This is a genomic window from Chryseomicrobium imtechense, from assembly GCF_041475995.1.
GTDB lineage: Bacteria > Bacillota > Bacilli > Bacillales_A > Planococcaceae > Chryseomicrobium > Chryseomicrobium aureum.
In genome coordinates, this window is sequence record NZ_JBGOBM010000001.1 from 289667 (window position 1) to 309954 (window position 20288).

General features: G+C 40.2%; 23 protein-coding genes. 10 read left to right on the top strand and 13 right to left on the bottom strand.

Translation table 11 applies throughout. The features are described 5' to 3' along the window. Positions 1–304: 304 nt before the first annotated feature. From AB5N96_RS01485 to AB5N96_RS01510, 6 genes are all read right to left on the bottom strand, one after another. The gene (locus tag AB5N96_RS01485; protein WP_499704462.1) at positions 305–1123 is read right to left on the bottom strand and encodes a polysaccharide deacetylase family protein; all 819 of its coding nucleotides are present in this window, start codon (positions 1121–1123) and stop codon (positions 305–307) included. A gap of 67 nt (positions 1124–1190) precedes the next feature. Continuing rightward, entirely contained in the window at positions 1191–2603 is a 1413-nt protein-coding gene (gene lpdA, locus AB5N96_RS01490) for a dihydrolipoyl dehydrogenase (RefSeq protein ID WP_392456099.1), read from the bottom strand. Between the two features lie 5 nt (positions 2604–2608). After that, complete coding sequence (locus tag AB5N96_RS01495) at positions 2609–3985, bottom strand: dihydrolipoamide acetyltransferase family protein (protein ID WP_499704463.1); 1377 nt, start codon at positions 3983–3985, stop codon at positions 2609–2611. 20 nt (positions 3986–4005) lie between these two features. Next, complete coding sequence (locus tag AB5N96_RS01500) at positions 4006–4983, bottom strand: alpha-ketoacid dehydrogenase subunit beta (RefSeq protein WP_204588928.1); 978 nt, start codon at positions 4981–4983, stop codon at positions 4006–4008. 3 nt (positions 4984–4986) lie between these two features. Then, positions 4987–6099, bottom strand: a complete 1113-nt coding sequence (gene pdhA, locus AB5N96_RS01505) for a pyruvate dehydrogenase (acetyl-transferring) E1 component subunit alpha (RefSeq protein ID WP_499704464.1) — start codon at positions 6097–6099, stop codon at positions 4987–4989. Positions 6100–6357: 258 nt separating this feature from the next. After that, complete coding sequence (locus AB5N96_RS01510) at positions 6358–6987, bottom strand: YkyA family protein (protein ID WP_204588926.1); 630 nt, start codon at positions 6985–6987, stop codon at positions 6358–6360. Between the two features lie 107 nt (positions 6988–7094). On the opposite strand from AB5N96_RS01510, the gene def reads away from it, so the two are divergent. The 3 genes from def (at position 7095) to rnjA (ending at position 9809) form a co-directional block, all read left to right on the top strand. Next, positions 7095–7673 carry a peptide deformylase gene (def, locus tag AB5N96_RS01515; protein WP_499704465.1) on the top strand — a complete coding sequence of 193 codons (579 nt, stop codon included), beginning with the start codon at positions 7095–7097 and terminating at the stop codon, positions 7671–7673. 258 nt (positions 7674–7931) lie between these two features. Further along, positions 7932–8138, top strand: coding sequence for a DNA-dependent RNA polymerase subunit epsilon (locus AB5N96_RS01520; RefSeq protein ID WP_204588924.1), 207 nt, complete (start codon positions 7932–7934; stop codon positions 8136–8138). A gap of 3 nt (positions 8139–8141) precedes the next feature. Next, the gene (gene rnjA, locus AB5N96_RS01525; protein WP_499704466.1) at positions 8142–9809 is read left to right on the top strand and encodes a ribonuclease J1; all 1668 of its coding nucleotides are present in this window, start codon (positions 8142–8144) and stop codon (positions 9807–9809) included. A 42-nt stretch (positions 9810–9851) separates the two neighbouring features. Here the strand turns inward: rnjA and AB5N96_RS01530 are convergent, their stop codons facing one another. Then, positions 9852–10511, bottom strand: coding sequence for a potassium channel family protein (locus tag AB5N96_RS01530; RefSeq protein ID WP_499704467.1), 660 nt, complete (start codon positions 10509–10511; stop codon positions 9852–9854). A gap of 114 nt (positions 10512–10625) precedes the next feature. Here AB5N96_RS01530 and AB5N96_RS01535 point away from each other — a divergent pair, with 114 nt between their 5' ends. The 5 genes from AB5N96_RS01535 to AB5N96_RS01555 all read left to right on the top strand — a co-directional run bounded on the left by AB5N96_RS01535 (position 10626) and on the right by AB5N96_RS01555 (position 15723). Then, positions 10626–11732, top strand: a complete 1107-nt coding sequence (locus AB5N96_RS01535; protein ID WP_392456090.1) for an ABC transporter ATP-binding protein — start codon at positions 10626–10628, stop codon at positions 11730–11732. Further along, positions 11722–12540, top strand: coding sequence for an ABC transporter permease (locus tag AB5N96_RS01540; protein WP_499704468.1), 819 nt, complete (start codon positions 11722–11724; stop codon positions 12538–12540). Before AB5N96_RS01535 ends, AB5N96_RS01540 begins: the two co-directional genes overlap by 11 nt. After that, positions 12527–13330 carry an ABC transporter permease subunit gene (locus AB5N96_RS01545; protein WP_204588919.1) on the top strand — a complete coding sequence of 268 codons (804 nt, stop codon included), beginning with the start codon at positions 12527–12529 and terminating at the stop codon, positions 13328–13330. The genes AB5N96_RS01540 and AB5N96_RS01545 overlap by 14 nt, the downstream gene beginning before the upstream one ends. Further along, the gene (locus AB5N96_RS01550; protein ID WP_499704469.1) at positions 13327–14406 is read left to right on the top strand and encodes an ABC transporter substrate-binding protein; all 1080 of its coding nucleotides are present in this window, start codon (positions 13327–13329) and stop codon (positions 14404–14406) included. The genes AB5N96_RS01545 and AB5N96_RS01550 overlap by 4 nt, the downstream gene beginning before the upstream one ends. Before the next feature lie 114 nt (positions 14407–14520). Continuing rightward, on the top strand, positions 14521–15723 hold the full coding sequence (locus tag AB5N96_RS01555; RefSeq protein WP_204588917.1) for an MFS transporter: 1203 nt from the start codon (positions 14521–14523) through the stop codon (positions 15721–15723). Here AB5N96_RS01555 and ccpC read toward each other — a convergent pair. The 3 genes from ccpC to fadH form a co-directional block, all read right to left on the bottom strand. Next, positions 15720–16598, bottom strand: a complete 879-nt coding sequence (gene ccpC, locus AB5N96_RS01560; protein ID WP_338032414.1) for a transcriptional regulator CcpC — start codon at positions 16596–16598, stop codon at positions 15720–15722. The two genes, AB5N96_RS01555 and ccpC, sit on opposite strands and share 4 nt — an antisense overlap. A 53-nt stretch (positions 16599–16651) precedes the next feature. Then, positions 16652–17095, bottom strand: coding sequence for a cyclic-di-AMP-binding protein CbpB (cbpB, locus tag AB5N96_RS01565; protein WP_204588915.1), 444 nt, complete (start codon positions 17093–17095; stop codon positions 16652–16654). A gap of 66 nt (positions 17096–17161) precedes the next feature. Next, positions 17162–17920, bottom strand: a complete 759-nt coding sequence (fadH, locus tag AB5N96_RS01570; protein WP_499704470.1) for a 2,4-dienoyl-CoA reductase — start codon at positions 17918–17920, stop codon at positions 17162–17164. A gap of 104 nt (positions 17921–18024) precedes the next feature. Here fadH and AB5N96_RS01575 point away from each other — a divergent pair, with 104 nt between their 5' ends. Beyond that, entirely contained in the window at positions 18025–18498 is a 474-nt protein-coding gene (locus AB5N96_RS01575; protein ID WP_499704471.1) for a YkyB family protein, read from the top strand. Positions 18499–18546: 48 nt separating this feature from the next. Here the strand turns inward: AB5N96_RS01575 and AB5N96_RS01580 are convergent, their stop codons facing one another. The 3 genes from AB5N96_RS01580 to ykzS form a co-directional block, all read right to left on the bottom strand. Next, on the bottom strand, positions 18547–19413 hold the full coding sequence (locus AB5N96_RS01580) for an NAD(P)-dependent oxidoreductase (protein ID WP_499704472.1): 867 nt from the start codon (positions 19411–19413) through the stop codon (positions 18547–18549). Positions 19414–19558: 145 nt separating this feature from the next. Then, on the bottom strand, positions 19559–19723 hold the full coding sequence (locus tag AB5N96_RS01585; protein ID WP_204588911.1) for an aspartyl-phosphate phosphatase Spo0E family protein: 165 nt from the start codon (positions 19721–19723) through the stop codon (positions 19559–19561). Between the two features lie 56 nt (positions 19724–19779). Beyond that, complete coding sequence (gene ykzS / locus AB5N96_RS01590; protein WP_392456080.1) at positions 19780–19956, bottom strand: protein YkzS; 177 nt, start codon at positions 19954–19956, stop codon at positions 19780–19782. A gap of 90 nt (positions 19957–20046) precedes the next feature. On the opposite strand from ykzS, the gene AB5N96_RS01595 reads away from it, so the two are divergent. Beyond that, positions 20047–20238: a YkvS family protein gene (locus tag AB5N96_RS01595; RefSeq protein WP_204588909.1), complete on the top strand. Its 192-nt coding sequence runs from the start codon at positions 20047–20049 to the stop codon at positions 20236–20238. The last annotated feature ends 50 nt before the right edge of the window (positions 20239–20288 follow it).

The window sequence follows — 20288 nt, forward strand, 5'->3', positions numbered from 1 at the left end:
GATCTCACGGCAGACTGTAATCCCACTGGAGTCAGCCCCTCCATTCCACTCAACTTTAGATTTAGAAGCGAAGAACGCCGGCATACACCGATTTTGGTGTATGCTCGTTTTTTGTTTGTGGACTGAGCGGTCGTTCTTCTACCGAAACCATACTTTCTTCTACCGAAACTGAGATTTATTCTACCCAAATCCACATTTCTTCTACCGAAGTCATATTATGGAAACTAATTGTTAGACGTGGAGAACGCCGCCACGAAAAAAAACCAGCATTCCTCACTCAATTTGAGAAATTCTGGTTATAATTTTATTCCACACCTTGAATTTCATCCGGGTCTACAAACCCGTAACCCTTCTCCTGAAGGCCCGTTACGATCTGCTCTAGCGCCCCTGCCGTCCATTCCCGATCATGCATCAATAAGTTTGCACCGTTCGTTAAGTACGGTGTATTGACCATAATATCTGCAAGTGCGGAAGCTTCCATATAGTCTTTCTCCCAATCATATCCGTACGTCCAATTCATCAATAACATGCCTTCTTGCTTCACTAGCTCACGGCTAAAGTCTGTATTAACCCCAAAAGGTGCTCGGAAGAATTGTGGTTTCTCTCCCAACACGTCTTCGATGGTGTCATTTAATGCAAGAATTTCTTGTTGTTGCTGTTCTTCCGAGCTGTTTTTCAAATTTGGATGAGTTTGTGTATGGTTGCCGATAGCAAATCCAAGTTCATGAATTTTCTTTAACTTTTCTTTTTCTTCATCCGTATCTAAAAAGTGGCCATTTACAAAAAAGATGGCAGGTACTTCAAGTTGGGCAAGGGTTTCTGCCATTTCAAGACTATATGTATCCGGTGCGTCATCAATTGTAAGAAGTACTACTTTTTCTTCCGCTTGCTCAATAGGTACCAACTTCCAGTTTGCTTCATTCAATTTGTACAACGGTTCAGCAGCAACGGGCTCGACCACGTCTTCTTCGCCCCCTACTTCTTCAACTTCCTCCACCTCTTCAGGTCCCTCTTGCTTGACTTCCTGAGCGGGCTCTTGAAATTTAGGTTCTGCCGTCTGTTCATCACTACAAGCTGCAAGTAATAATCCAAGTGCAGCAACGCCGATCAGCTGTTTTTTCATAGATGACACACCCTTTCTGTAGCCAGTATACCAAAAAACCCTACCTTTTCAGGTAGGGTTTAGGAAATTATTTGCTTAAGATGTGGATAGGGTGACCCATTACAACTTCAGCAGCTTCCATTGAAATCTCACCAAGCGTTGGGTGAGCATGGATTGTCATAGCGATGTCTTCCACCGTCATGCCTGCTTCAATTGCTAGACCAAGTTCAGCGATCATGTCTGATGCACCTTGACCTACAATTTGAGCACCAAGTAGTAATCCGTCTTCTTTACGTGAAACAAGTTTCACGAAGCCATCTGTTGCATCAAGAGCAAGTGCACGACCGTTTGCGCCGAATGGGAATTTCCCAGCGTTCACTTCGTACCCTTCCGCTTTTGCTTGTTCTTCAGAAAGACCAACTGTTGCCAATTCTGGATCTGTGAAACATACAGCTGGGATTGCAAGGTAATCCACAACTGATTTTTCTCCAGCGATTGCTTCAGCAGCCACTTTACCCTCGTAAGAAGCTTTGTGTGCAAGTTGAGGACCTGCCACGATATCACCGATTGCATAGATATTGTCTACACTTGTACGGCACTGCTCATCTACTTCGATCAAACCACGCTCACCGAATTTGATGCCGATTTCTTCAAGACCGATTTCATCCGTGTTTGGACGACGACCAACAGTTACTAAAGCATAGTCAGCTTCGATTGTTTTTTCTTCTCCGCCAACTTCATAGGTAACTTTTACGCCAGTATCTGTCTCTTCAACACCTTTAGCAGATGCCTTTACCGCTACTTCGACTCCTTTTTTCTTAAGAGCTTTTTTCACGATTTGTGTCATTTGTTTTTCAAAACCAGCTAAGATGTCGTTTCCACCCTCGATGATTGTTACTTCAGAACCTAGGTTTGCATAAGCAGTTCCTAATTCTGTCCCAATGTATCCACCACCGATTACTACTAACTTACCAGGTACCTCATCAAGTGCTAATGCACCTGTTGAGTTAATCACACGTTTTGAATATTTGAAAGTCGGAATTTCAACTGGACGTGAGCCTGTTGCAATGATTGCATGTTTGAATTTGTAAGTTTGCGCGCTGTCTTCTTTCATGATGCGCACAGTGTTTGCATCGACAAAGTAAGCTTCACCGTCTACAACTTCAACACCATTGCCTTTTAAAAGACCAGAAACACCGTTTGTTAATTTCTTAACTACGCTGTTTTTGAACTCTTGTGCTTTAGAGAAATCAATTTTCACTTCAGAAGCAGTGATACCCATGTTATCTGAGTGTTTCGCTTGTTCAAAACGGTGACCTACAGAGATCAACGCCTTTGAAGGAATACAACCAACATTTAGACATACGCCACCGATGTGCTCTTTTTCAACAACTGTTACTTTTTGTCCTGTTTGTGCTGCACGAATGGCTGCAACATAACCACCAGGGCCTGATCCAACGACCAGTGTATCTACTTCGATTGGGAAATCTCCTACTACCATAGTTTTTACGCCTCCATTAATAGATGTTCTGGGTTACCCAGTAATCGTTTGATGTGATTCAGCGCATGTTGGGCAGTTGCACCATCCACCATACGGTGATCAAAGCTCAATGATAATGCTAACACAGGTGCAGCTACAATTTCACCATTTTTAATGACAGGCTTCTCAGAAATTCGACCAATTCCTAAAATTGCTACCTCAGGATGGTTGATAACTGGTGTAAACCATTGGCCTCCAGCTGATCCGATATTTGTAATCGAGCATGAAGCACCTTTCATTTCTTGTGGGCTTAATTTGCCCTCACGTGCTTTCGTCGCAAGTGTGTTGATTTCGTCTGAAATCGCAAACATCGATTTACGGTCTGCATTTTTAATAACTGGAACCAGTAGACCCTTTTCAGTATCTGCTGCGATTCCAATATTGTAATAGTGTTTGTGTACAATTTCTTGTGCATCATCATCGTAAGAAACGTTCAACGCTGGGAATTCACGAAGCGTGCTTACCAATGCTTTTACGACATATGGTAGGTACGTCAACTTGATTTCTTTTTCAGCAGCGATTTCTTTAAACTTCTTGCGGTGTGCAACTAGTTCTGTCACATCTACTTCATCCATAAGCGTAACGTGAGGAGCGGTATGCTTCGAGTGAACCATTGCTTTCGCGATAGCTTTACGGATTCCAGAGATTTTCTCACGCGTTTCTGGGAATTCACCTTCTGAAACTTGTGGAGCAGATTTTTTAGGTGCTTCTTCTTTAGCAGTTTCAGTCGCAGCTTCCGTCTCTGCAGCTGGTTCTGAAGCTTCAGCTTTAGGTGATTGATCCCCATTCATGAAGCCTTCAATATCTTCTTTCATGATTCGACCATTTTTCCCACTGCCTGAAACTTCACTAATTTCCACACCGTTATCACGAGCGAATTTGCGTACAGAAGGCATTGCAATGATGCGCTCAGAACCTTTTGGTTTCTCTTTTTGCTCAGCAGGTTCTGGCTGCTCTTTCGTTTCTTGTTTTTCAGTTTCTTTCGATTCAGCTGCAGGCGCTTTGTCTACGTCTTGTCCTGCTTCTGCAGTTGCTTGCACCTGTTCTTCAGTTTTAGAAGGTGCGTCCTCTTTATCGTCGCCTTTAAACTTCAAGTCTTCATAACCAGGAGCGTCAATTCGAACAAGTACGTCACCTACAACGGCAACCGTCCCTTCTTCAACCAACACTTCTTCGACTTTTCCTTTAACAGGTGAAGGAATTTCAACGACAGCTTTGTCGTTTTGTACTTCACATAGAATATCGTCTTCGTTGATTTCGTCGCCAGCTTTTACGAACCATTTAACGATTTCTCCCTCATGGATACCTTCTCCAATATCTGGTAAGCGGAATTCAAATGCCACTACGCGTCATCCTTTCTTAATTAAAATTCAAGTACTTTCTTAGCCGTTGCTACTACGTCTTTATAGTTTGGTAACCAAACAGTCTCAGCTTGAGAGAATGGATACACTGTATCTGGAGCAGTTACGCGGAGCACAGGTGCGTCTAGGCTTAAAATCGCACGTTCTGTGATCTCAGCTACAACATTTGCAGCAATCCCTGCTTGTTTTTGTGCTTCTTGAACAACCATAGCGCGATTTGTTTTTTCAACAGAAGCGATAATCGTTTCGATATCTAATGGTTGCACTGTTCGTAAGTCAATGACCTCAGCAGACTTGCCATCTTTTTCTAACTCGTCAGCTGCTTTTAAGGCTTCATGGACCATTGCACCATAAGCAATAATTGTAATATCAGTACCTTCGCGCTTTACATCTGCTTTTCCAAGTGGAATTGTGTACGATTCTTCCGGCACTTCTCCTCGGAATGAACGATACAATTTCATGTGCTCTAAGAAAATAACTGGATCGTTGTCGCGGATTGAAGAAATCAAAAGTCCTTTTGCATCATATGGCGTTGAAGGGATGACAACTTTTACACCTGGTGTTGACGTCATAAGCAACTCTAAGCTATCTGCGTGCATTTCAGGTGTGTGAACGCCTCCACCGAATGGAGAACGAATTGTTACAGGTGCATGGAAACTTCCACCTGTGCGGAAACGCATACGCGCAAGCTGTCCACTGATTGAATCCATCACTTCAAATACGAACCCGAAGAATTGAATTTCTGGAACTGGACGGAATCCTGTCATAGCTAGTCCGACTGCAAGTCCACCAATACCAGACTCTGCTAGTGGCGTGTCAAATACGCGATCTACACCGAATTCTTTTTGGAGTCCTTCAGTCGCACGGAATACCCCACCATTTACGCCAACGTCTTCTCCAAATACTAGAACGTTTTCGTCATCTTTTAATTCACAACGCAATGCGTCTGTGATTGCTTGAATCATGGTCATTTGTGCCATTGTTTAGTTCGACTCCTTTTCTGTGTAGTACGCTTTTTGCTCGTCTAAATTATATGGGTTTTCATCATACATAATATCGATCAAATCTGTAACTTTTTGTTTTGGAGCAGCATCTGCTTTCTTAACTGCTTCTTTAATTTCTTCTTTTGCACGTTCGATTACTTCGTTTTCTTTTTCTTCCGTCCAAAGACCTTTGTTTGTCAAGAATGTGCGGAAGCGGATAAGTGGATCACGTTTTTCCCACTCAGAATCCGTTTCAGATGTACGGTAACGAGTTGGGTCATCCCCAGCCATCGTATGTGGGCCATAACGGTAGCAAAGTGCCTCAATAAATGTTGGGCCTTCACCAGCAATCGCGCGCTCACGTGCTTGTTTTGTTACAGCATAGACAGCTAATGCATCCATACCATCCACTAAAATAGAAGGAAGACCAGCAGCTACACCTTTTTGAGCAATTGTCTTCGCAGCTGTTTGTAGAGAGCGTGGTGTTGAAATTGCAAATTGGTTGTTTTGCACAAAGAAGATTGCTGGCACTTTGTATGCTCCAGCAAAGTTTAGGCCTTCGTAGAAATCACCTTGAGAAGATCCACCATCACCTGTGTAAGTTACAGCGACAGCCTTTTGACCTTTCTTCTGGAAGCCCATTGCCACACCCGCAGCTTGGATGTATTGTGCACCAATAATAATTTGTGGTGGGAATACATTTACGCCTTCAGGAATTTGGTTCCCCATGAAGTGACCACGGCTGAATAAAAATGCTTGGTAAAGTGGTAGACCGTGCCATACGATTTGAGGTACGTCACGATATCCAGGTAAAATAAAATCTTCTTTTTCTAGAGCAAATTGAGATGCAAGTTGAGATGCTTCTTGTCCAGCAGTAGGTGCGTAGAAGCCAAGACGCCCTTGACGGTTCAAAGAAATCGAGCGTTGGTCTAATATACGTGTGTAGACCATACGAGACATCAACTCGACCAATTGTTCGTCTGATAAGTCAGGCATTAAATCTTCATTGACTACATTTCCTTCTTCGTCTAAAACTTGTACCATTTCGAATTTCTCTTCGATCTCATGAAGTACGTTTACTGGATCGAAATGATTGTTTTTGCTTTCCGCCATAAAACAACTCTCCTTTTAGTCTGTATTAAAATAAAATCACTTCCGAGTAATACACGTCAGTATCAATCCCTAGTATAGCCCACCTAAATAGCGTGGTCAATCGTTTGAACCGATACAAAAAAGTTCGAAAAAATTAAATAATAGTTGTCTGTATCAGTCACAAATTCAATCTGTATTATATCAGATTGAGACTGTGAAGTTATTTATATAACACAAAAGCAGCCCCAAAAAAGAGCTGCTTTTCATTTCTATCTATTCTTATTCCTCATTTTGCAATGATTCAAACACTTCATCTGTAGTTTGGTTAAATTGTTCTGTCTGTTCATTCATTGCAGTGACGTGTGTTTGCACCACTTCATTTTGTGCATTCACCTGCTGCACAAGATCGCGAATTTGATCAATCGCTACATCTTCTCTAGCCATTTCCGTATACAAATTCTCTTGTAAAGCAAGTAACTTCTCATATTCAGCATATAATTGTTCGTATGTAGCATATCGTGCATCATAAGCTTCGTCAATTTGAGTCACATAGGATTGATTCTCTTCCGGGATATCTAATGTGCTGAAATCACTTGCTTCTAAAGCTGCATCAATAGATTGCTTCTCAGTCGATAAAAGGTCTCTTCTTTCTGCAACAAGTGCAGAGAGTTCTTCAAGCTTTTCTGTAAGTTCATCTGTTTGTTCTTGTTCAAGTGCCAATACTTCTTCAAAAAGTGCGTATTCTTTTTGCTCAGCTTCATTTAAAGGGTCTTGTACAGAGCGATACTCTTCCTCTGCCGTATGCATTTGTTGTAGTACTTCTGAAAGTTGTTGCTCTGTTGAATCCCCGAATGTACACCCAGCTAATAACAAAGCACTAACTGATACTAACCCTACCCATTTTTTCATTTTACGACCTCCATTACTTCCATCACTATACCGATTTACCCAATTATTTTCAATAAGAACATTGACTTAGAATTTGGTATACTCTAGGTTAGAAAGGATTGATTTCTATGATTACTATGAACGAAATTATAAGAGATGGCCACCCCACTCTACGACAAAAAGCTAAAGAGGTTCCATTTCCACTTTCAAACGAGCATAAACGATTGGCAGACGACCTCTTAAATTACGTGATCATGAGCCAAGACAGCGAGTTGTCTGAAAAATATGGGTTGCGACCGGGAATCGGACTTGCCGCACCACAGGTGAATCGTCCAGTAAGAATGTTTGCTCTTCACATACAGGAAAATGACGAATTACTTAGCGAAGTGTTTATTAATCCTAAAATTAAAAGTCATTCCATCGAGAAGACCTATATTACATCAGGAGAAGGTTGTCTATCTGTCGATGAGGAAATCGAAGGGTATGTTCCTCGTTATGCACGCATCACAGTGACAGGTACTGATCGTGAAGGCAATGTGATGACACTCAGACTAAAAGGATTAAAAGCAATCGCTTTCCAACATGAACTGGATCATTTAAACGGCATTATGTTTTATGATCATATTAATAAGGAAAATCCCTATGAGCAGGTGCCCAATTCTGTACCGTATGAGAGAAAACCAAAAGAAATAGATAATTACGAGTGAATTATTTGACTTTTCCGAATAAATACTTTACTATGTTGTACTTTTCGCTTATAATGAATAAGTAAGGAGTGAGTACAATGTTGAAACGTTTACGACGGAAAATGCTCAAACGTCTCGGCGAAATTCTCGGTAAAAAAACAGTTGCCTAACCTTTACCCCTCTAGAATTTTTTTAGAGGGGTTTTCTTTATTTTCAAAGTTGCACATGCTAAGATAAAGAGAATTGTAATGAATCTGAACGTAAAAGAGGAGAATAAACATGATTTTCAAAGTAATGTACCAAGAAAACGCAACACAAGTTCCAGTCCGCGAAAACACAAAATGTCTATACGTAGAGGCAGAATCAGAACGAGAAGTGCGTGCTAAGCTTAGCGAACGTCCAATTATGATCGAGTTCGTACAACTACTTGAAGGTGCGCATTTGGCGTACGAGCAAGCTAGTGAGAACTACAAGGTTGAAGAATAATATATGAAATTTGTACGAAATGATCAAACAGCTGTTTTCGCTCTAGGCGGACTAGGGGAAATCGGAAAAAATACGTATGCTGTTCAATTTCAAGATGAAATTATCGTAATCGATGCAGGTATCAAGTTCCCAGAAGACGATTTATTGGGAATTGATTATGTCATTCCTGATTACACATATCTTGTGCGTAACCAAGATAAAATCAAAGGACTCTTTATCACCCATGGTCATGAAGATCATATCGGTGGTATTCCCTATTTGTTAAAGCAAGTGAACATGCCAGTTTATGGCGGTAAACTTGCATTAGGCCTTCTTCGCAATAAATTAGAAGAGCATGGTATCTTACGCCAAACAAAAATGACGGAAATCTCGGAAGAAGATGTTATTAAATTCCGAAAGACTTCTGTATCGTTTTATTTAACTACACACAGTATCCCAGATGCTTATGGTTTAGTTGTAAAAACTCCTTCTGGAAATATTGTACATACGGGTGATTTCAAATTTGACTTCACACCAGTAGGAGAACCTGCCAATTTAACAAAGATGGCTGAAATTGGGAAAGAAGGCGTTCTATGCTTACTTTCTGATTCAACAAATGCTGAGGTTCCAAACTTTACAATGTCTGAACGTAAAGTTGGAGAAAGTATGGACAGTATTTTCCGTAAAGTGGATACACGCATCATCTTTGCTACTTTTGCTTCTAATATCCATAGACTTCAACAAGTAACAGATGCAGCAGTTCGCTACGGTAGAAAAATTGCAGTATTTGGTCGGAGTATGGACAACGCAATCACTATTGGTCGTGAACTCGGCTATATCACAGCCCCAAAAGAAACATTTGTTGATACGAACACACTGAATCGCTTACCAGCGAATGAAGTGCTAATCCTCTGTACTGGTTCTCAAGGGGAACCAATGGCTGCCTTATCTCGGATTGCAAACGGTACACACCGCCAGATCCAGATTCAACCAGGAGATACAGTCATCTTCTCGTCTTCCCCTATTCCTGGTAACCGAGGAAGCGTCAATCGTACCATTAACTTGTTGTACCGTGCTGGTGCTGAAGTAATTCATGGTTCATTGAACAATATCCACACGTCTGGTCACGGTTCACAAGAAGAACAAAAACTAATGCTTCGTTTAATGAAACCAAAATTCTTTATGCCGATTCACGGGGAATACCGTATGTTGAAACTTCACAGTGAATTAGCTGTGGACTGTGACATTCCAGAAGAAAATACATTCATTATGGAAAATGGAGATGTACTCGCTTTAACAGCAGAGGAAGCTTCTGTTGCAGGACGAGTTCCTTCAGGGGATGTGTATATCGATGGAAGTGGCATCGGAGACATTGGAAACATTGTCCTTCGTGACCGTCGCGTCCTTTCTGAAGAAGGATTGGTCATCGTTGTTGTGACTGCAGATATGAAGAAAAAACGCATTGTTTCAGGGCCTGATTTGATTTCTCGAGGATTCGTCTATATGCGGGAGTCAGGCATGATGATCAATGAGGCGCAACAGATGCTCAATCGCCATCTTCGTGGCCTTGCTAAAGAAAATCCTGAAGGTTGGGATGATTTGAAGTCTGAAATCAGCAATGTTCTCGGACCACATCTGTATGATAAAACGAAACGTAAACCAATGATTCTTCCAGTTATTATGGAAATTTAATAAAAACAGTGATTTGTCCATTTGCGACAAATCACTGTTTTTTTAGTTAAATACTTTCTTTTCAAATCGATTGATATCCACATCAGCACCAATAATTATTAGAATATCATTTACCTGTAAAAATTCATCCGCTTGTGGGGAAACAATAATAGAGTCCCCTCTTTTGATGGCGACAATGTTAATACCATATTTTGCACGGATATCTAAATCAATCAACGTGTTACCAGCAAGTTTAGAGTTCACTATAAGCTCCATAATAGAGTGTTCATCAGATAGCTCTAAATAATCTAGCACATTATTCGATAAAATGTTGTTGGCAATTCGAATTCCCATATCACGCTCGGGATGCACTACATTATCTGCACCTATCTTAACGAGAACTTTTTCATGATAATCATTTTGTGCCTTCACTGTGATCTTTTTTACACCTAACTCTTTTAACATCAACGTAGTTAAAATACTTGATTGGATATTTTCTCCAATCGCCACGATCACATGATCAAAGTTGCGAATCCCTAAAGACTTCAACACTGCCTCATCTGTCGTGTCGGCTACTACAGCTTGTGTAGCTATCGGTGCAAACTCATCCACACGCTCACTTTCGATATCAATGGCCATTACATCGGCACCTTGTTCGATTAATTCTTTGACTATACTCCCACCAAAACGACCTAGTCCAATGACTACAAATTCTTTTTTCATTATGCTCCCCACTTCCTCAATCGAGCTAAATACATCATACATCAAAAACTTTCGTTATCGAAAGAAATTTATGATAAAATGAACCTTAATCTTTGTCAATATGGAGGTAACGCCGTGTCAAACACACCCATCATTCGTTTCGAAAATGTTAGTAAATCGTACGGAACGAACGAACCTGTTTTACATACAATTAATTTTGAGTTAGAACGTGGAAAGTTCTACACATTATTAGGTCCATCTGGTTGCGGTAAGACAACTATCCTACGTCTGATTGCTGGCTTTATTCAGCCCTCGTCTGGAGATATCTATTTAAATGAAAAGAAAATCAATGACGTTCCAGCAAACAATCGTCAGGTCAACACTGTTTTTCAAGATTATGCGCTCTTCCCTCACTTGAATGTATACGAAAATATTGCATTTGGTCTTCGAATCAAAAAACTAAAAGCAGCAGAAATCGATACAAAAGTTAAAGAAGCTTTAAAGTTCGTCAATCTCGAGGGCTACGAAAAACGCGAAATCAGTGAGATGTCAGGTGGACAGCGTCAACGTGTTGCTATCGCGCGTGCGATTGTTAACGATCCAGAAATCATCTTACTTGATGAACCATTATCCGCACTTGACTTGAAATTACGCACAGAGATGCAATATGAGCTACGTGAATTGCAACAACGTCTAGGCAAAACATTTATTTTTGTCACACATGATCAAGAAGAAGCACTTGCCATGTCCGATGAGATTTTCGTAATGAGTCAAGGTCAAATCATTCAAAGTGGGACTCCTCTCGACATCTATGACGAACCAATCAACCGATTTGTTGCCGATTTTATTGGAGAATCAAATATAGTCGAAGGTATTATGATTGCCGATTATCGTGTTCAAATTGGAACGAAAGAGTTCGAGTGCGTCGATAAAGGCTTGACTCCTGGTGAGAAAGTTGATGTTGTCATTCGTCCTGAAGATTTGGAAATCAAAGCTGTCGATCAAGGAAAGATGAATGTTCGTGTGGATACACAACTGTTCCGCGGTGTTCACTATGAGCTCTCGACTTATGATCAAGATGGAAACGAGTGGCTCGTACACTCCACTCGAAAAGCAGAGGTCGGCTCGACAATTGGACTCGACTTTGATCCAGAAGCAATCCACATTATGCGTTTGAATGAATCTGAAGAAGACTTTGATCGACGCCTTGAATCCTATGAGGTAGCTGCCAATGGAAACTAAGTCACGCACATTTTTGATGGTCCCCTACTATTTATGGATGGTCTTATTTGTAGTAGCACCAATTGTTTTAGTCGGCTATTACTCTTTCTTTGATATCCAAGGGAACTTCACATTAGAGAATTATCTAAACTTCTTTACAGGCACTTATCTATCACTGACTTTGAGCTCATTTTGGTACGCTTTTTTAATCACGATTTTCACGCTTCTGATTGCTTACCCTACTGCATACTGGATTACGAAAACAAAACAAAAGCAATTATGGCTCTTATTAATTATCATTCCTTCTTGGATCAATTTATTATTGAAGACCTATGCATTCATTGGGATTTTCGGAATGAACGGTTCTATCAACAATTTCTTATCATTTTTAGGATTGGAGCGTCAACAAATCCTATATACCGATTTTAGTTTCATCATTGTATCGGTCTATATTTTCATTCCTTTTATGATTCTACCAATATTTAATGCGCTCGATAAATTGAATCCAGCTCTGTTAGATGCATCCCGTGATTTAGGTGCTAGTCAATGGGTTACATTCCGCAAAGTCATTTGGCCACTTGCGCTTGGTGGAGTAAAAGCAGGAATTCAAGCGACATTCATTCCTGCCCTCTCACTGTTTATGATTACGCGGCTTATTGCTGGAAACAAAGTAATCACGCTCGGTACCGCAATTGAACAACAATTCCTAGTAACTCAAAACTGGGGAATGGGTTCAACGATTGCCGTCTTCTTAATTGTCTTTATGGTCATTATTATGGTTCTTACCGGTGACCGTGAGAAAGGAGTGAATCAGCGTGGGAACTACTAGTAAGCTCGCAAAAGTCTATTTAGCACTGGTGTTTGTGATTTTATATGCACCTATTTTCTATTTAATATTCTATTCGTTTAATAGTGCTGGAAACATGTCGAATTTTGAAGGATTTACTTGGGAACACTATGCTGCTGTTTTCCAAGATACGCGTTTACTAAGCATTGTCGTCAATACAATTATTGTCGCTTTGTTATCCGCACTGATATCTACTGCAATTGGGGTAGTTGGCGCAGTTGGAATCGTTTATATCACGAATAAACGCCTTCGCCAGTCGCTTTTATCACTTAATAATGTATTAATTGTTAGCCCAGATGTTATTATTGGTGCTTCTTTCTTGATTCTTTTCACGATGATTGGCGTTCGTTTAGGATTCGCATCGGTTTTAATTTCTCATATTGCATTTAGTGTACCGATTGTCGTAATTATGGTGTTGCCTAAGCTACAAGAAATGAGTTCTACTCTTGTCGATGCTGCACGTGATTTAGGTGCTACTCGTCGTGATGTCTTCACACGGGTCATCATTCCGTACATTCGTCCAGGTATTTTCGCAGGCTTTTTCTTAGCCCTCACCTATTCACTAGACGATTTTGCTGTGACATTCTTTGTTACTGGAAATGGGTTTGCTACACTTTCTGTAGAAATTTATTCTATGGCTCGCGCGGGAATTACTTTAACGATTAATGCATTATCTGGACTATTGTTTATCGTGACGCTCATTCTTGTCCTTGGCTATTACTTTGTTGTGAATCGGGCAAAAACGCCATTCCAAACGGGGGTGCCAAAATGAAATCATTACTCCAAATAACAGGAGTCTTACTAGTAGCCGTAGCTGTCCTGATTTATATCAACAGTCAGTTAACGGATACATCTAGTCGAGCAAGTAGTGATACCATTACTGTTTTCAACTGGGGAGAATATATCGATCCGGAGCTGGTCACTCAATTTGAAGAAGAAACTGGAATTCGAGTGATTTATGAAACATTTGATTCAAACGAAGCTATGCTTACAAAAATTCAGCAAGGTGGCACACGTTACGACATTGCTGTACCTTCTGAATACATGATTGAAAAAATGAAAGAAGAAGACCTTCTCCTTCCGATTGATCAATCAAAGATTCCGAACCTCGAGAATATTGATCCTTACTTTTTAGATTTACCATTTGATCCTGGAAATCAGTACTCCATTCCATATTTCTGGGGAACAGTTGGGATTGCATTTAACCCGACACTATTAGATGGTCAAACATTTGAGAGTTGGAGTGATTTATGGTCACCAGAACTTGAACAACAAGTCATCTTAGTCGATGGTGCCCGAGAAGTGATGGGCATGGGGCTGAATACACTTGGCTACTCATTGAACTCAACAGACGAACAAGAGCTTCGACAAGCAACCGATCGACTGAAAGAACTCGGACCTAATGTAAAAGCAATCATCGGGGATGAAATCGTTGAAACGATGCGTCGTGGCGAAGCTGCAATTGCTCTTGTCTGGTCTGGTCAAGCAGCAGATATTATGTATGTGAACGAAGATATCGATTACAGCGTTCCACAAGAAGGGTCTAATTTATGGTTTGATAACATGATCATTCCGAAAACAGCTGGAAATGTGGAAGGCGCTCATGCATTCATTAATTTTATGCTAGATGCAGAAATAGCTGCGCAAAATGCAGACTATGTAGGGTATTCTACTCCAAACTTGCCTGCGCTTGATTTGATGGACCCAGAAGTAACAGGCGATACACGCTTCTACCCAACAGAGGACATGCGCGAAGAACTTGAGGTTTATCGTAATCTAGGCCCTGTCATGCTTGGAAAATACAATGAGTATTTCTTAGAATTTAAAATGAGTATGAATCGTAACTAATTCTCTGTCCCCTTCCTACACGAAGGGGGCTTTTTTTGAGTCACGAAATTTTCGCAATGCGATTTCCTATGCTATACTTTCGCTATATAGAATCACAGGAAAGCAGGAATATATATGAAGAAAAATCCATTTGTCATTTACCTCTTAATGTTTAATATGTTTATCATAATGGCAGGTATTGGATTGATTGTACCGATTATGCCACGCTATCTCGAAACGTTCGGAGCTGCTGGACAGGCGCTTGGACTGATTATTGCGGCGTTTGCATTTGCTCAATTTGTGTTTTCACCTATCGCTGGAGACCTCTCCGATAAATATGGACGAAAAAAATTAATCGTCATCGGTCTAGCTCTCTTTGGTTTCTCTCAATTATGGTTTGGGATTGCTACACATGAATGGATGCTTTATGCTGCACGTTTCATTAGTGGGATTGGTGGAGCCTTCCTGATTCCTCCTACAATGGCGTTTGTAGCAGATATCACAACATATGAAGAACGAGGAAAAGGTATGGGCTACATTGGTGCAGCGATGAGTTTAGGATTTATGATTGGACCAGGAATCGGTGGCCTATTCTCAGCAATAAGTCTAAACTTCCCGTTCTATGTTTCAGCGGGAACCGCGATTGTTGCCATGATAGTTTCATTATTCGTATTACCCGACATCCGTAATAAAGAAGTAGCGGCGCCAGACAAAAAACGCGAAAACATCGTACAACAAATGAGACGATCTTTTCATACTCCGTATTTCGTCATGTTGCTCATCATCTTCGTATTTTCATTTGGTATTGCGAATTTCCAAGCAACGTTTGCTCTTTACATGAATTACAAATTTGACTTCACGCCAGAACAAATCGCAATTGTTCTGACTGCTGGTGGATTTGTCGGTGTTGTCATTCAAATGTTCTTAATTGATCGTCTATTCAAGCGCTTTGGTGAAATGACAATTATTTTAAGTAGCCTGGCATTTGCTGCTGTAACACTCTATGGCATGTTATTTGTGAATCAATTCTTCAGTATTTTATTGGTCGCTACATTATTCTCAATTGCTGTAACTTTAATTCGACCAGCTGTTAACACGGTCGTTTCGAAACTTGCAGGAGCCGAGCAAGGATTTGCAGCGGGGATGAACAATGCTTATATGAGTCTTGGTAATATGGTAGGTCCAGCGTTAGCGGGAATTTTATTTGATTTTGATTACAATTTACCGTTCACTGTCGGTGCCATCGTCTTGTTAGGTACATTCTTTATGACGTATATTTGGATGAAGAAAAAAGATATCAATCTACAAGCAACACAAACAGAGCATGGTCCCCTTTAAAAGGTACCATGCTCTTTTTCATTGCTTGCCATCTCAACAAAACTTGCAACTTGAGGAAGTTCGAATGCGGCCTCATAGCCAATCAACCATGTGTCGCGCGTCAATTCAAATGCTGGATCTTCATGATTGAGTGGGATTTTATTGATTTGATCATAATCTGATAAGGTAATAGATGGCAAAATCGCATAGCCCAAACCATTTAGTGCCATTTGTTTACACGTTTCGATTTGGTCGACTACAATTTGTTGTTTGGGTGTCATAGAAAAGTTTTTTTGCCACCATTGCTGGATTTCTTGGTAATAGCTCGAATCACTTTTAAATTGGATAAATGGTTTATTGGATTTTTTTACTTCCTCCAGTGATGTCATGTCCTGGTCGACTAAATAAAGCGTATCTTTGAATAGATGAATCTTTTTCCCTTTCCATTCTGTTTGCCCACGTACAATTCCAATATGTGCTTCACCCTCAACAAGTGAACGAACAATTTCTGAACTCCACCCGGTGTGAAGAGAGATTTTGGCTTCTGGATACGTTTGAACATATTTTTTCAACACCGTTGGGAGCCAGTTTTGGCCCACAATTGACGCACATGCTATTTTTAGCGTTCCGTGCACTTTTGACGACAACAACTGAACTTGTTCCATCGCCAATTCTTTCTTTTGCAATACATCTTGACTAAATGCGACTACAATTTCTCCAGATGGTGTGAGCATTAACCCTTTTTGAGAACGAATGAAGAGTTGTGTTCCCCACTCTTTTTCGATATTTTGCAAACGAAGTGAAAGTGCTGGCTGTGTTAGAAACAGCTTTTCAGCGGCTCTGCGCATGTTCTGCTCTTTTGAAAGGATAGAAATGATTTCATAATCGGAATACACACACATTCCTCCTTAATTTGACATATAAAAAGACCCTCTGCAGGGTCTTTTGGCTATTCTAATGACAAATACAATTGTTTTTTTAGTTGTTTCATAACCACACGTCGCGTCATAATACCAAGGAAAGTATCTTCATCGTCAACAACACAAACATACGGATGATTAATCAACAAATCTAGTGCACGTTGAAATGTATCACGTTCATAGATTTTGACAAAATCCCGTGTCATGACATCGTCTACTTTTAATGTCTCTAGCCGCTCGTATTCAATCCGGTCTAGACCTAATATTTCATCTGTAATTTGTTGAACACTTATCATACCATGCATCCGATATCTCATATCAAGTACAGGTATAGATGAATAGCCAGTCTTGGTCAGAACAAGCAAAGCGTGCTCTGTATTATTGCCGATTTGGACATGTGCTACTTTATCAGATGGAATAATGAAGTCTTTGATCGGCAGCTTAAGAAAATCTCTAGAGCTAACTGATAGCATTTCGATCTACTCCTTTTTTCTGCTCTTTCATCATATCACAGAAAAAAATGGAATACGAAACATTCGTCAAAATGGATGGCTATTTAACCATTGCCCACCGTCTAATGTCACTATCTCCCCATTCATATACTCCGCTTTATCGGATAAAATAAAGTTCGCAAGCTCTGCAATTTCTTCAGGTTTTCCTAAACGACCTAGTGGAACAGATTTTAACGTGCGCTGGGCAGCTTCTTCTGACTCCCACAACTTGTCCGCTCCACCAGTCCGCTCAATGGGCCCAGGTGCAATTCCATTGACGCGTATGCCGTACTTTGTCCCCCATTCAACAGCCAGTGTACGTGTGAGTGACATGACTCCCGCTTTGGCTGCCGCGGAGTGAATAACACCTGCACCTGCTCCCCATGCGTATGTAGCTAACATATTTAAGATAGACCCTTTTTTATTGTTTTCAATCCAGTAATTTCCGACAGCATGCGAACAGTAGAAGGTTCCATTCAAAACGATATCAATAACAGCTTTCCACCCATTTGGACTTAATTTCTCAGCAGCTACCAAAAAGTTACCGGCCGCATTATTTACTAGCCCGTCGACACTCCCAAATCGCTCTACTGTGAACGCCACCATAGCTTTTGCATGCTCAGGATCCCGCACATCCATCTGGAAACTATCAATTTCTCCAATAGATGAGAATTCGTCTTTCACTCCATTTAAACGTTCTAAATCTCTGCCTGTAATAACTACATTGTGCCCTTCTTGAAGCAGTTTTTGCGCCATATATTTCCCCATACCCGATGAGCCACCAGTAATGATAAACGTTTTCCCCATATCTACCCCTCCAAATTGAATGAATATTCACTCATAATTCTACAGGAGAATGTAAAAGCTTGCCACTATTTTCTGGTATACTGAAAATAGGAGGTGGTTTTCACATGAAGTTATCCAAGGACCAACAAGTACAGATTGCCCAAGCACTCTATATTGTCAACCGACATGCTAAAACAGCCCAAGACAAAAAACCACTTTATCAACTAAAGCAAAACGTAGTGAATAAACTTTTACATCAAAAGTATGCAAAAAAGGAAGGCTTACATTTTTCCGAGAATCCTAAGAATAGCAAACAGCACTCTACAACATTAGTCTCATTTGCTAACTATTTATTTCATATACCATCCAGTGCAGATGATAAATTACTTCCTCATCTCGGTAAATTGGACTTTACTTACCAAAATCCAGATGTGAAGATGAGTCTCTTTCAAGCAAAACAAATACTTATAGAGTATGTAGGTGCCCCTTCGACCACTTCAAAACGTAGTCCTTCTGAAAAAAAATTGCCGTTGCCTTTCAAATTAACACCTTCTCCTTCAGAATATCGACGTACTCAAAAAAATCCATTCAAAAAATAAAACAGTTCCTTCTCTTTAGAGTTAATCAAAGAGAAGGGACTGTTTTTTTTACCACTGTGTTTTGTAGTATCGAATAATTGCTTGAGTGCCATCCTCTTCGAACCCTTGCTCAATCAGCTCGTCATAAATAGACTTAGCGCGCGCAAGTCCAGGCAGATCTATATTCATACGAGAGGCTTCATCTAAAGCGATGCCCATATCTTTGACAAAATGTTTGATGTAAAATCCTGGTGCATAATCTTCAGCTATCATTTTTGGACCTAAGTTTGTTAATGACCAAGAACCTGCTGCTCCTTGCGTAATCGATTCAAGTACTTTAGAAAGGTTAAGGCCTGCCTTCTTTCCGTATGAAAGGGACTCACAAACCGCAATCATAGTAGAAGCAATGGCGATTTGGTTACACATCTTTGTATGTTGTCCTGCGCCGGGCTCCCCATGATACACAATATTCTTGCCAAATAACTCGAAGACTGGCAATAGATCCATCACCGTCTTTTCATCTCCACCAATCATAATGGAGAGCACACCATCACGCGCTCCAATATCTCCGCCTGAAACAGGTGCATCTATTACTGTAAATCCTTTTTCTTCGCCGACTTTTGCCAACTCTTCAGCAAGTTGAGGTGTAGACGTTGTCAGATCTATAAAGGTAGTAGCTTTAGCGGATTCAAATAATCCATTTTTTTCTTTATAAACTTGTTCGACATCTTTCGGATACCCAACCATTGTAAATACAATTTCGGATTGGTTTGCAACTTCTACGGGCGTTGCATACCAGGCCGCGCCTAACTCGATAAGTTCATCTGCTTTTGATTTTGTTCGTGTATAAATATGTAGGGTATGTCCTGCCTTTAGTAAATGCTTGCAAATGCTTGCTCCCATTACACCCGTTCCAATAAACCCTATATTCATCATAAGTCCCCTTTCAACCAACGTATTTCTTTAAGTATACACTACAAAAAAAGAGAACCATTCAATTGCTTGAATGATTCTAAAAAGGGGGAAATGAGAATGTTGCTGTGTTCTTTACTAGTATTTCCACAGAGCGTATGTATTAAACCTATTTTTCAAGATTTTTTTTAAATTCTTTATAGTATTCATTAATGAGTTGATCTAATTCTTCACTTAGTCGAATAGTAGATTCATCAGTTAGACCTTTTTCAGATGCACATTGAATCATGTCCTGTCTGACTTTTTCCATTCGTGTCATTAACCCATTTGTCATTGTGCACCTCCCATCCACTTTTTAACAGTGTACACTATTTGGAAATCAGATTTCAATTAAGTTCTCTGCATTTCACTCCAAATAAATTTCACTTTACCTCCAGGATACGCTGTACCAATAAAATGTTTGAAATCTGGACGCTGAACTAACTGTTCACGTAGTTGTAAAAATTCATCTTTCGATAGGATTACTTCCTTCAATTCTCCTGATTTTAACTGCTCAAAACGTTTCATACTACACCTCTTGACTTATTTTTAGAGTTTTCCCTTTACGTAGCCTTCTGTTTAAGGCAAACTGTGAGTATAGAGAAGGGGGATTTTTAGTTGAAAATTGCTGAAGTTGGAAACATCATAGAATTTAAAGATGGATTACAAGGAATCGTTGAAAAAGTGAATGAAAATTCTGTTATTGTTGACTTAACGTTCATGGAGAACTTTGATGAACTTGAAATGGAAGAAAAAACAGTCATAAACCATAAACGTTACAAAATCATTCACGGCTCCGAAGATCAATAAACCGCCTGACCATTATGGTTTTGCGGTTTTCTTTCTTCCTATACTTATGA